Consider the following 12,589-nt stretch of genomic DNA (forward strand, 5'->3'; position numbering starts at 1 on the left):
GTCTTTCGGGGAGATTTACGTATACCCGGGAGCAAGAATTCTCCCGGAGGTTAAGTCAAAGAATTTAGATTTAAACCCTCGGGACGACAAAGTCTTCCGAGGGTTTTTTAGTTTTAGCACTTTTAAATAATCAATAAATTCAAATATTTGCACAGGGATACAGCAATGCAGACACAACGCCTAAGAATCGCAATTCAAAAGAAAGGTCGCTTAAGTAAAGAGTGCCAAGACTTACTTAAAAAATGTGGTGTTAAATTTAACATCATGGGTGAGCGCCTAGTGGTTCATTCACTTAATATGCCAATCGACTTGTTACTGGTTCGTGATGATGACATCCCAGGTCTTATCATGGACGGTGTGGTTGACCTAGGTTTCATTGGTGAAAATGAGCTAGAAGAAGTTCGCCTAGACCGCGTTGCTCTAAAAGAGCCATCGCAATTTCACACACTACGTCGTTTAGATTTCGGTGGTTGCCGCCTTTCTATCGCTATCAACAAAGATGAAGAATACAACGGCCCACAAGACCTAGCGGGTAAACGTATTGCAACAACCTACCCACAACTACTAAAAGCCTACATGGATGAGCAGGGTGTTGAATTCAGCACTTGTATGCTAACAGGCTCAGTTGAAGTAGCACCTCGAGCTGGACTAGCGGACGCTATCGCAGATTTGGTTTCTACAGGCGCTACGCTAGAAGCGAATGGCCTAAAAGAAGCAGAAGCTATTTTTCAATCTAAAGCAACGTTAATTCAACGCACCGGCGAATTTGATGCAGACAAAGAAGCATTAATTGAAAAACTACTGACTCGTATGCAAGGTGTTCAGCAAGCGAAAGAGTCGAAGTACATCATGCTTCACGCACCAACGTCTCAATTAGAGCAAATTAAAGCGCTATTGCCTGGAGCTGAAGATCCTACTGTTCTTCCTCTATCTACAGATAAAGACAAAGTTGCCGTTCACCTAGTAAGTACTGAGAACTTGTTCTGGGAAACTATGGAACAGCTGAAAGAGTTGGGTGCAAGCTCGATTCTAGTATTACCAATCGAAAAAATGATGGGGTAGTGACGATGAGAACCGTTGTTTGGCAATCTTTAAGTGAATCACAGCAAGACTCGGTATTAGAGCGTCCAGCTATTACTGAAGGTGCAAACATCACAGCGACTGTTTCTGATGTTATTGCAAAAGTACGAAATGAAGGCGACGCCGCACTCAAAGAACTGACTGAAAAGTTCGATCGTGTGACTCCTGAATCAATTCGAGTTACTTCGAATGAGATTGAAGAGGCGTGTGCTCGTCTAACACCAGAAATGAAGCAAGCGCTAGAGCAAGCTTATAGCAATATTGCTAAGTTTCATGAAGCTCAGAAGCCTCAGTCAATTAAGGTTGAAACTCAACCTGGCGTTTTGTGTGAGCAGGTAACGCGCGCGATTAATACGGTTGGTCTTTATATTCCTGGTGGGAGTGCGCCACTTCCGTCAACGGTTCTTATGTTAGGTGTACCCGCTCAGATTGCGGGTTGTCGTAAAGTTGTCTTGTGTTCGCCTCCACCAATTGCTGATGAAATCTTGTATGTCGCTAAGCTTTGTAAGATCGACGAGGTTTACAACGTTGGTGGTGGTCAAGCGGTTGCGGCAATGGCTTACGGTACCGAGAGTGTGGCTAAAGTCGATAAGATCTTCGGCCCGGGTAATGCCTATGTAACGGAAGCGAAACGCCAAGTCAGCAATGACTTCCGTGGTGCTGCAATTGACATGCCTGCTGGTCCATCAGAAGTGTTGGTAATTGCTGATGAAACAGCTGATGCCGACTTCATTGCAGCGGACTTGTTGAGCCAAGCGGAACACGGCCCTGACTCTCAAGTGGTATTGGTAACGCCATCTCCAGTGGTTGCTGACCAAGTCACGGAAGCGGTTCAGAAACAACTGAAAGAGTTGTCTCGCGCTAACATCGCTCAGCAAGCATTAGCATCTAGCTTGATTATCATCTCAGAATCAATCACTCAAGCTATCGCAATTTCGAACTTCTACGGTCCTGAGCACTTAATTGTTCAAACCAAGAATCCACGTGAGTTGTTGCCGTTGCTAGATAATGCAGGTTCAATATTCTTGGGTGACTGGTCTCCAGAGTCTGCAGGTGATTATGCATCAGGTACAAACCACGTATTGCCAACCTACGGTTACACCAAAACGTATTCGAGCCTAGGTTTAGCAGATTTCTCTAAACGTATGACAGTACAAGAACTAACAGCCGATGGCTTGAAAGGTCTAGCACCAACAGTGGTGACGATGGCTGAAGCCGAAGGTTTGGATGCTCACAAGCGTGCTGTGACTATCCGAGTTGAAAAGTTAAATAGAGCGAAGTAGGGGCGGAGCATGGAAAAGTTAGCAAGAAAACAAGTTCAGGCTCTAACACCTTACTTGTCTGCAAGACGCATTGGCGGTAGCGGAGATGTATGGTTGAACGCCAATGAATCTCCGTTTGATAACGAGTACAGCTTAAATCTGACTCGCCTTAACCGCTACAGTGAATGTCAGCCAAAAGAATTAATCGATGCTTACGCACAATATGCAGGTGTAACACCAGAGCAAACATTGACAACACGTGGTGCTGATGAAGGCATTGAGTTATTGATTCGTGCTTTCTGTGAGCCGAACGAAGACGCTATTCTTTACTGCCCACCCACTTACGGTATGTACGCAATCAGTGCAGAGACGATTGGTGTTGAGCGTAAAGTTGTGCCTCTGACGTCTGAATGGCAATTGGATCTTCCAGCTATCGAAGCTCAGCTCGACAACGTAAAAGTGGTGTTTGTTTGTAGCCCAAATAACCCAACCGGTAATTTGGTTGATCGCAAAGACATCATCAAGTTGCTTGAAATGACACAAGACAAAGCGATTGTGGTGATGGATGAAGCGTATATCGATTTCTGTCCAGAAGCGTCAACCGTTGATTTGCTTGAGCAATATCCAAACCTAGCGATTCTGCGCACCTTGTCGAAGGCCTTTGCTTTAGCGGGTTTACGTTGTGGTTTTACGCTAGCGAATAAAGAGCTTATCGATGTACTGTTGAAAGTGATTGCGCCTTATCCAGTGCCAATCCCTGTTGCTGACATTGCCGTTCAAGCACTTTCAGAGCAAGGACTCGCGCGAGCTAAGTTCCAAGTTCTGGATTTAAGTGCTAACCGAGCGTATTTGCAAGCGGGTCTGTTAGGCATGCTTCAAGTGACGGTTTTTGATGGCTGGGGTAACTACTTACTGGTGAAATTCCCGAACGGCGATGAGTTATTTAAAGCGGCTTGGGATACGGGCATTATTTTGCGTAATTCACCTATTGAAGACTGTGTTCGTATTAGTATTGGTAACCGCGAAGAGTGCGAAAAGACACTTGGATTCATTCGTAACTTTTATCAGTAATGAAAGGCTTACCAGTAATAACATTTGCCAGTTTGAGTTGATTAATTGGGCTGGCAAGTGAAACCAATATTTTGGGTTAGCGTTTGATTTTAGCTAGGCCACCAGATTTAAAATTAAAAGGAAGTTCAAGTGAGTAAACAACAGAAAATACTTTTTATAGACCGTGACGGCACCTTAATTGTTGAGCCGCCAGTTGACTTTCAAGTAGACCGTTTAGACAAGCTAAAATTCGAACCGCTAGTAATTCCAAGCCTGCTTGCTTTGCAAGATGCTGGTTACCGCTTAGTAATGGTCACTAACCAAGATGGTTTAGGTACCGATAGCTACCCACAAGAAGATTTCGATGCACCACACAATATGATGATGGAGTTCTTCGAATCTCAAGGCGTTAAGTTTGACGACGTGCTTATTTGCCCTCACTTTGACGAAGACAACTGCTCTTGCCGTAAGCCTAAACTGGGTATGGTTAAAGAGTACCTACAAGGCGGTAAAGTCGATTTCCAACACTCTGTTGTGATTGGCGACCGAATGACGGATCTTCAACTGGCAGAGAACATGGCTATCCGCGGTATTCAATATGGCCCGGATGCTGAAACTGAAGGCACGCTTAACTGGCCACAAATCGTTAAAGATCTGACGGTTAATGCGCGTATTGCTGAAGTAGTTCGTACCACTAAAGAAACCGATATCAAGGTGGCAGTAAACCTTGATGAAACTGGTGGCAACAAGATCGATACAGGCATGGGTTTCTTCGACCACATGCTTGATCAAATCGCGACACACGGTGGTTTCCAAATGAACCTGACTGTGAAGGGCGACCTGCACATCGATGATCACCACACAGTAGAAGATACCGCTCTGGCTTTAGGCCAAGCATTGAAAGATGCACTTGGCGACAAACGTGGTATCGGCCGTTTTGGTTTCAGCCTGCCAATGGATGAGTGTTTGGCTCAGTGTGCGCTAGATCTTTCTGGTCGTCCATACCTGAAGTTCGATGCTAAATTCAGCCGTGAGCAAGTGGGTGATCTTTCAACAGAGATGGTGGTTCACTTCTTCCGTTCTCTAACTGATACATTGGCTTGTACGCTACACCTTTCTTCTGATGGTAATAATGATCACCACATCATTGAGAGCCTGTTCAAAGCGTTTGGCCGTACTCTTCGCCAAGCAATCAAAGTTGAAGGTAACGAGTTACCAAGCAGCAAAGGCGTTCTGTAAGGCTAACGTTAGCAAGGAAAAACAATGAAAGATCAAAAAGTCGTTATTATTGATACTGGTTGTGCCAACGTTTCCTCAGTGAAGTTTGCGATTGAACGTCTGGGCTACGCAGTTGAAATTTCAAAAGAACCAGAAGTGGTTCTTGCTGCCGACAAGCTATTCCTACCCGGTGTAGGTACAGCAAGTGAGGCTATGAAAAACCTGCAAGAGCGTGACCTTGTTACCCTTGTGAAGCAAGTAGAGAAGCCTCTGCTAGGTATTTGTTTAGGTATGCAGCTGTTAGGCAAACTGTCTCAAGAGAAAGGCCAAAAGGCTGATGAGTTAGTTGAATGTCTAGGTTTGTGTGATGGTGAAGTTCGTTTACTTGAAACGGGCGACTTGCCATTACCACACATGGGTTGGAACACCGTAACGGCAACACCTAATCACTCTCTATTTAAAGACATTGAAGAAGGCGAATACTTCTACTTTGTTCATAGCTTCGCAATGCCGGTGGGCGACTACACAATCGCACAATGTGATTACGGTAATCCGTTCACTGCGGCGGTTCAAAGTGGCAATTATTATGGTGTTCAGTTCCACCCAGAGCGATCTTCGAAAGCTGGCTCTAAGCTGATTCAGAACTTCTTGGAATTGTAATAAGGATTAGGCAGCGGCTAACGTTGCCATATAAGGAATGTAAATGATTATTCCCGCGTTAGATTTAATTGAAGGCCAAGTAGTTCGCTTATTCCAAGGAGACTACGGGCAAGTAACAGAATACAAAGTAGACCCAGCAGAGCAGTTTAATCTGTATCACCAAGCTGGCGCTGGCTGGCTGCACCTTGTTGACTTAACAGGCGCAAAAGACACAACGGCTCGTCAGTTAGACTTGATTGCTAAGCTCCTTGCTAGCACGCCTGCGAACATCCAGATTGGTGGTGGCGTGCGTAACGAACAAGATGTCGTTGATCTACTAGAAGCTGGCGCACAGCGCGTTGTGGTTGGTTCTACAGCCGTTAAGCAACCTGAGTTGGTGAAAGGTTGGATGGAGAAGTATGGCGCGGAAAAAATCGTGCTGGCTCTAGACATCAACATTGACGAAAGCGGCACACGTAAAGTGGCGATTTCAGGTTGGCAAGAAGATTCAGGTGTGACTATTGAAGCGCTGATTGAAGACTACCTCACGGTTGGCCTTAAACACGTTCTGTGTACCGATATTTCACGTGATGGCACGCTAGAAGGATCAAACGTAGAGCTTTACGTTGATCTTTGTAAGCAGTACTCAAAAGTACAATTCCAATCATCGGGCGGCATTGGCAGCTTAGCTGATATCGAAGCGCTTAAAGACAGCGGTGTTGCTGGTGTGATTGTTGGTCGTGCGTTACTTGACGGCAAGTTTACCGCAGAGGAGGCATTTGCATGTTGGCAAAGCGAATAATCCCTTGTTTGGATGTCCGTGATGGACAGGTGGTTAAGGGCGTTCAGTTCCGTAACCACGAAATTATTGGTGACATCGTTCCGTTAGCGCAACGTTATGCGGAAGAGGGCGCTGATGAATTAGTATTTTACGATATCACTGCATCAAGCGATGGTCGTGTAGTCGACAAGAGCTGGGTAAAACGTGTAGCAGAAGTGATTGATATTCCTTTCTGTGTGGCTGGTGGTATTAAATCAGCGGAAGATGCAGCGCGTATTCTTGAGTTTGGTGCGGACAAAGTGTCAATCAACTCACCGGCATTGGCTAATCCGCAACTGATCACTGACCTAGCTGATAAGTTCGGCGTGCAGTGTATCGTTGTTGGTATCGATTCATACTTCGATAAAGAAACCAGTAAATATCAGGTTTACCAATTCACAGGCGACGAAGCGCGTACCAAAGCAACCAAATGGGAAACCAAAGATTGGGTGCAAGAAGTACAGAAGCGTGGTGCTGGTGAGATCGTGTTAAACATGATGAACCAAGATGGCGTTCGTAACGGTTACGACATCGATCAGTTAAACATGGTGCGTGAAGTGTGTAATGTGCCATTGATTGCCTCTGGTGGCGCTGGTGCAATGGAGCACTTTGCTGAAGCTTATAAAAAGACCAACGTGGATGGAGCACTTGCGGCTTCGGTATTCCACAAACAAGTCATCAATATTGGTGAACTTAAACAGTATTTAAAACAACAAGATGTAGAGGTGCGACTATGAGTTTTGAACCCGTAAGCTTATCAAAAACAGAAGTAGGCGCATTGTCAGAGCGTATTAACTGGGAAAAAGTCGATGGCTTAGTGCCAGCTATTGTTCAAGATTACCAATCGAGCCAAGTGTTAATGATGGGATACATGAACCCAGCAGCACTTGAGAAAACCGGTGAAACAGGCAATGTGACGTTTTTCTCTCGCACCAAAGAGCGTCTTTGGACGAAAGGTGAAACGTCGGGCAACGTATTGCAACTGCAAAACATCGCCTTGGACTGTGACAGCGACACCTTACTGGTTAAAGTTAATCCCATTGGCCCAACGTGCCACACAGGTACAACCACATGTTGGGATGGAGACAAGCAAGAAGAGTCTCAGATGGTGTGGCTTCATCAGCTTGAGCAGCTACTGGCTGCCCGCAAGGACGCAGACCCTGAATCTTCTTATACTGCCAGTCTATATGCCCGTGGCACCAAACGTATTTCGCAAAAAGTGGGCGAAGAAGGCGTTGAAGTCGCGCTTGCGGCGACGTCGGGCGATAAGGCGGAGTTAGTGTGTGAATCAGCAGATTTGATTTACCACCTAATGGTTCTTCTTCAAGACCAAGGCTTATCGATGGATGATGTGGTAAACAAGCTGAAAGAGCGTCATAAGTAAGCTCTCTTTAGATTAATAGAACCGCGTAAAAGACAGACAAAAGCCCCGCAAACAAACATGTTTACGGGGCTTTTTAGTTTTTTAATTTTCAAGATTTCAAGATTTCAAGATTTCAAGATTTCAAGATTTCTAAGCCCTACGTCACTTTTCTAACCTCTGACTTTGCGTCATTCCGAGGAGCCTAAGCGACATCAGGAATCTCTTCTCTTAATCTGACTTCTTAGTCGAACGAGTTACCCGCAGCACTTCTTGTATTTCTTACCACTGCCACAAATACACGGATCATTACGGCCGATTTTAAAGCTCTCAACGGTTTGATTTAAGCGTGGGTCAATTTCTGGTTGTGTAGTTTGCTCCTGCTCTGGGAAGGTACCATCAATGTAGTACCAAAGACCGTCTTCACGTATAAAGCGAGAGCGTTCTTGCATACAGTATTGTGCGCCGTCTTCATTGAAGTAAGCTTTAAATTCAACAAAGCCTTCGTCTTGGTGCGAACCTGCTGCAGTATCGATGACCTCTAATCCTGCCCAATCACTGTCGATAGATTCGGCGATGCCTTCTCTTTGAGCTTCGGCATTGCAGCTAGGGTGGTAAGTCGCAACAACATAGTCAACCAAACCCAACACGTGCGCCGAATAACGAGAGCGCATCAACTGCTCAGGTGTTTCAACGGCACTGTGGTTAAGGTGCGCTGATTCACAGCACTGTTGGTAAGTATTGTTGCTACCGCATGGGCATAAAGACATAGTCAGATCCTGTAAAAATGGCCTCTATTAAGAGGCCATAAATGAATGCGTGGGAGTTTACCAAGAAACGATCGCTCACCAAAGTTTAGTTTCTGTTGAAGTTATTGAAATTATCAAAGTGTTAGCGCGAAGTTTACTATTTCAAGGCTGGAGACAATAGCTCTTGAGCCCAAGTCGTCGCTTCGTCATAAGCTTGACCAAGTTGAGCTTCACTCAGTTTGAGAAGCTGGCGAATACGAGTCGCTTCATCCCAACGAGCTTGTTCATAAGCAACCACCATCGCCAACACAGCGCCTAACACGCCTTTACGTTGAATCAAGGCCTGTTTGATCTCGATGTCGATCGGCACCGAATCGAGTACTTGTTTCAATGGTTGGTCAAAGAGTGAGTCCAACAGAGAGAACATACCGGTCAAAAAGGCTTGTCCAGGCTCAACCTTAACATTCATCTTCTCGACTAAGAGTTCACATTGACGTGCGCGTATTACCGCTAAACCATAGAGAGAGTCCGGCTTATCTTCTTTCGCGGAGGCGATAGCCACAAGAGAAACGAACTTACGCAGCTTTTGTTCGCCAAGGTAAATAAGCGCTTGGCGGAATGAGCGAATCGTCGTTGCTGAACCACCTGCAGAGTTTACGTAGGTAAGTAGCTTATACGACATGGTCACATCAAGCGTAATTAAACGCTCTACTTCACCAAAGTCGATAGGGTCGTGTGCAATCTCTTTTAACAGCTGAACGGTCGTCAGGAATGCAGGGTTGAGCGCACGCGTTTGGATCATTTCTGGCTTGCTAAAGAAGTAACCTTGAAAGTAAGTGAAGCCTGCTTTCTTCGCTTCTTGGTATTCTTCGTACGTTTCTACCTTCTCAGCAAGGAACTTGATATCTAGCCCTTTGAGAGAGTTCATAAACATCGCTGCTTTGGCAATTGGCGTCAAACGGATATCGAACTTGATAATTGAAACGTAGAGTAAGAAGCGCTTCCAAGCTTTACTTGGCACAAAATCGTCTAGCGCAATAGTATAACCCGCGTCAAAGATGGTTTTGATTGCTTCAAGTAATTCGTCTGTTGGTTCGCAGTCTTCAAGAACCTCAACAACGAGGCTTTCTTTGGGGAACAGAGTAGGGACTAAGTTGATTAGGCTTGCATATGGGAAGTTCACGAACCCAAGCTTATCACCCAACGTATTATAGTGGGTCGATAAGAAGTGATCGGAAAGCAAACGGCTAGTAGCGAGCTCCGGCTCTACTTCAGGGAAAGTGTTCTTAGGACCATCCCTGAATAGCAACTCGTAACCTATGGTCTTCTTGTCTGTATCGAGTATTGGTTGACGCGCTACGTATGAATATTTCAACTTGGTACTGTGTTCGGTTTATTTCTGGTAGAGAGATAATAGCTAATTCAGTAGAAATTACCATACACTTTCTAAGAAAGTCTGACCGACAATAATAATCAAACTGAAAGTTTAAGAGTGACGTTAAAAGCTATTGCTAAACGCTCGATTCTGTAGTTCAAAACTTTGCGGCGTGAACACCAGCACGGAACCTTGCGTATACCAATCGCCAAGTACGATACGGGTTTTAGTGCAATTGTTGGCACTAAATGTATGGATGTCTGGACGATGAGTATGGCCGTGGATCATCAGATCAACGTTGTTTCGTTCCATCACATCTTCGACTTCTTGTTGTGTCACATCCATGATGTCGAGAGACTTAGTCTGCTTGTCATCTTTGATATCGGATTGAACCTTCGAGACGATCTTCTTCTTGATAAAAAATGGAATTCTGTTGAAGACCCATTGAAGCCATGGTTGATGTACTTTTTCTCGAAAGGCGAGATACTTTACATCTTCAGTACATAGGGTATCTCCATGCAATACTACCGCTTTTTGCCCGTAGATATCGATTGTCGATACTTCGTCGAGAAGTTGAACGCCCGTTTGCTTGGCAAATTTTTTACCGACAAGGAAATCACGGTTCCCTTGAGTGAAGTAACAAGGTACGCCTGTTTTCACCAAATCGATAAACGCTTGGCGAATAGAAGTCGCGAACTCACTCTTGTCGTCGTCACCAATCCAGAATTCGAAAAGGTCGCCTAGCACGTATAGTGCATCTGCTTCGATGGCTTCCTTCCTCATAAAGGTTAAGAAGCAGTCTGTGATGTCTTGTCGTGACGGAGCAAGGTGCAAGTCTGATATAAAATATGTTTTCATAGGTCTAAAAAAAGGGAGCGATTCGCTCCCTGTATCCTGATTTTATCGGCTCATCAATACTAACCGAAAGCGATGAATTAAGCTTCGATTGTAGTACCAGTGATGATCACTTCTTCTAGAGGTACGTCTTGGTGCATACCCATAGAACCAGTGCTAACACCTTTAATCTTGTTTACGATGTCCATGCCTTCAACAACTTCTGCGAATACACAGTAACCCCAACCGTCTAGGCTTTCGCTACGGAAGTTTAGGAAAGAGTTGTCGTTAACGTTGATGAAGAACTGAGAGCTCGCTGAATGCGGTTCCATAGTACGAGCCATTGCTAGCGTACCAACTTTGTTCGCAAGACCGTTGTTTGCTTCGTTCTTGATCGTTGCACGAGTCGCTTTTTCTTTAAGGCCAGAAGTCATGCCGCCGCCTTGAATCATGAAACCATCGATAACACGGTGGAATAGTGTGTTGTCGTAGAAACCGTCACGGCAATACTGTAGAAAGTTTGCGCTTGTTTCTGGTGCTTTTTCTTCATTAAGTTGAACTTTGATGTCACCAAAATTTGTGTGAAGGATGATCATGATTGTTACCTTACTGTCTTTTTAATATGAAAAGCGATTCTAGCCTAGTTTGATTGAGTTTCAAAATACGAAATCGTCAATAGATAACAAGGAGTTTAGCCGATTTGGTGGTGAAAGGTATTACCTATTAAGGTATGACTTGTTATACTGCGAGCTTATTTTTGATTAATCCATAAAATAGATAGAGATCATGCTGAAGATATATAACACGCTCACAAGACAGAAAGAGGAATTCAAACCAATTACAGCTGGCAAAGTCGGTATGTATGTCTGTGGGGTAACCATATACGATCTCTGTCATATTGGTCATGGTCGTACGTTCGTTTCTTTCGACGTAGTAACTCGCTACCTTCGTTACCTTGGCTACGATTTGAACTTCGTTCGTAATATCACAGATATCGATGATAAAATCATCAAACGCGCTAACGAAAACGGTGAGTCTTGTGACTCTCTGACTGAGCGTTTAATCGGTGAAATGCACGCAGACTTTGATGCATTGAACATGAAACGTCCTGACGTTGAGCCTCGTGCTACAGAATACATCACTGAAATCATCGAGCTTGTTGAAAAGCTGATTGAACGTGGTTTCGCTTACGTTGCAAGCAACGGCGACGTGATGTTCGAAGTAAAGAAATTCGACGAATACGGCAAGCTTTCTAAGCAAGACCTTGATCAGCTTCAAGCGGGTGCTCGAGTTGATATTGAATCTGCAAAACGTAGCCCATTAGACTTCGTTCTTTGGAAGATGTCTAAGCCTGGTGAACCTACATGGGAATCGCCATGGGGTCCGGGTCGTCCAGGTTGGCACATCGAATGTTCAGCAATGAATTCATCTATTCTTGGTAACCACTTTGATATCCACGGTGGTGGTTCAGATCTACAGTTCCCTCACCACGAGAACGAAATCGCACAGTCTTGCTGCGCTCACGGCACTCAGTATGTAAATACTTGGATGCACAGCGGTATGGTGATGGTAGACAAAGAGAAGATGTCTAAGTCACTTGGTAACTTCTTCACTATTCGTGATGTGCTAGCACATTACGATGCTGAAACGGTACGTTACTTCCTTATGTCTGGTCACTACCGTAGCCAGCTAAATTACAGCGAAGATAACCTAAACCAAGCTCGCGCATCACTAGAGCGTCTATACACGTCACTTCGTGGCCTAGACCTTATAGCAGCTCCTGCTGGTGGCGAAGAGTACGTGACTCGATTCTCTACAGCGATGAACGACGATTTCAACACGCCTGAAGCTTATTCAGTACTGTTTGAAATGGCTCGTGAAATCAACCGTATCAAGCCTGAAAGCATCGAAAAAGCGAGTGGACTTGGTGCATTGATGCGTGAACTAGCAGACATCATCGGTATTCTTCACCAAGAGCCAGAAGCCTTCCTACAAGGTGATGCGGCAGGTAATGACGATGAAGTGGCTGAAATCGAAGCGTTGATCAAACTGCGTAACGACTCTCGTGCTTCAAAGGATTGGGCAAACGCCGATCTTGCACGTGATAAGCTAAACGAGTTGGGCATTGTTCTGGAAGATGGCCCAGAAGGCACGACTTGGCGTCGTAAGTAAATCTTATAAAAAGGGCTGATTTTCAGCCCT

At 44.9% G+C, this 12,589-nt stretch carries 13 protein-coding genes and 1 other annotated feature (1 of these 14 only partly in view); of the genes, 9 read left to right on the plus strand and 4 right to left on the minus strand.

The genetic code is table 11. The annotated features are described in order from the left end of the window. Window positions 1-112: a sequence feature (His leader region), on the plus strand (it extends 24 nt beyond the left edge of the window). Between the two features lie 53 nt (window positions 113-165). The 8 genes from hisG (at window position 166) to hisIE (ending at window position 7,453) form a co-directional block, all read left to right on the plus strand. Continuing rightward, window positions 166-1,062, plus strand: coding sequence for an ATP phosphoribosyltransferase (hisG, locus tag AC3CH3_RS05495; protein ID WP_010439991.1), 897 nt, complete (start codon window positions 166-168; stop codon window positions 1,060-1,062). Continuing rightward, window positions 1,062-2,363, plus strand: coding sequence for a histidinol dehydrogenase (hisD, locus tag AC3CH3_RS05500; RefSeq protein ID WP_488537907.1), 1,302 nt, complete (start codon window positions 1,062-1,064; stop codon window positions 2,361-2,363). Before hisG ends, hisD begins: the two co-directional genes overlap by 1 nt. A gap of 9 nt (window positions 2,364-2,372) precedes the next feature. After that, window positions 2,373-3,413 carry a histidinol-phosphate transaminase gene (hisC, locus tag AC3CH3_RS05505; protein ID WP_488537908.1) on the plus strand — a complete coding sequence of 347 codons (1,041 nt, stop codon included), beginning with the start codon at window positions 2,373-2,375 and terminating at the stop codon, window positions 3,411-3,413. Between the two features lie 129 nt (window positions 3,414-3,542). Beyond that, a complete protein-coding gene (gene hisB, locus AC3CH3_RS05510; RefSeq protein ID WP_048609394.1) occupies window positions 3,543-4,631 on the plus strand; it encodes a bifunctional histidinol-phosphatase/imidazoleglycerol-phosphate dehydratase HisB in 1,089 nt (362 codons plus the stop codon). Between the two features lie 24 nt (window positions 4,632-4,655). Then, window positions 4,656-5,270 (plus strand): imidazole glycerol phosphate synthase subunit HisH, encoded by a 615-nt coding sequence (gene hisH / locus AC3CH3_RS05515; protein WP_488537909.1) that lies wholly within the window; start codon window positions 4,656-4,658, stop codon window positions 5,268-5,270. Window positions 5,271-5,313: 43 nt separating this feature from the next. Further along, complete coding sequence (gene hisA, locus AC3CH3_RS05520; protein WP_019824330.1) at window positions 5,314-6,051, plus strand: 1-(5-phosphoribosyl)-5-[(5-phosphoribosylamino)methylideneamino]imidazole-4-carboxamide isomerase; 738 nt, start codon at window positions 5,314-5,316, stop codon at window positions 6,049-6,051. Then, a complete protein-coding gene (hisF, locus tag AC3CH3_RS05525; RefSeq protein ID WP_488537910.1) occupies window positions 6,033-6,806 on the plus strand; it encodes an imidazole glycerol phosphate synthase subunit HisF in 774 nt (257 codons plus the stop codon). Before hisA ends, hisF begins: the two co-directional genes overlap by 19 nt. Next, window positions 6,803-7,453 carry a bifunctional phosphoribosyl-AMP cyclohydrolase/phosphoribosyl-ATP diphosphatase HisIE gene (gene hisIE, locus AC3CH3_RS05530; RefSeq protein ID WP_017060271.1) on the plus strand — a complete coding sequence of 217 codons (651 nt, stop codon included), beginning with the start codon at window positions 6,803-6,805 and terminating at the stop codon, window positions 7,451-7,453. Before hisF ends, hisIE begins: the two co-directional genes overlap by 4 nt. Before the next feature lie 233 nt (window positions 7,454-7,686). Here hisIE and AC3CH3_RS05535 read toward each other — a convergent pair whose 3' ends face one another. The 4 genes from AC3CH3_RS05535 to AC3CH3_RS05550 all read right to left on the minus strand — a co-directional run bounded on the left by AC3CH3_RS05535 (window position 7,687) and on the right by AC3CH3_RS05550 (window position 10,983). After that, window positions 7,687-8,199 (minus strand): YchJ family protein, encoded by a 513-nt coding sequence (locus AC3CH3_RS05535; protein WP_488537911.1) that lies wholly within the window; start codon window positions 8,197-8,199, stop codon window positions 7,687-7,689. A gap of 136 nt (window positions 8,200-8,335) precedes the next feature. After that, window positions 8,336-9,553, minus strand: coding sequence for an EAL and HDOD domain-containing protein (locus tag AC3CH3_RS05540; RefSeq protein WP_488537912.1), 1,218 nt, complete (start codon window positions 9,551-9,553; stop codon window positions 8,336-8,338). 123 nt (window positions 9,554-9,676) lie between these two features. Further along, on the minus strand, window positions 9,677-10,411 hold the full coding sequence (gene lpxH / locus AC3CH3_RS05545; protein ID WP_019824323.1) for a UDP-2,3-diacylglucosamine diphosphatase: 735 nt from the start codon (window positions 10,409-10,411) through the stop codon (window positions 9,677-9,679). A 77-nt stretch (window positions 10,412-10,488) separates the two neighbouring features. After that, window positions 10,489-10,983: a peptidylprolyl isomerase gene (locus AC3CH3_RS05550; protein WP_017060275.1), complete on the minus strand. Its 495-nt coding sequence runs from the start codon at window positions 10,981-10,983 to the stop codon at window positions 10,489-10,491. A 190-nt stretch (window positions 10,984-11,173) separates the two neighbouring features. On the opposite strand from AC3CH3_RS05550, the gene cysS reads away from it, so the two are divergent. Further along, complete coding sequence (cysS, locus tag AC3CH3_RS05555; RefSeq protein ID WP_488537913.1) at window positions 11,174-12,559, plus strand: cysteine--tRNA ligase; 1,386 nt, start codon at window positions 11,174-11,176, stop codon at window positions 12,557-12,559. Window positions 12,560-12,589 lie beyond the last annotated feature (30 nt).

The organism is Vibrio sp. QJM3NY_35 (assembly GCF_057785915.1).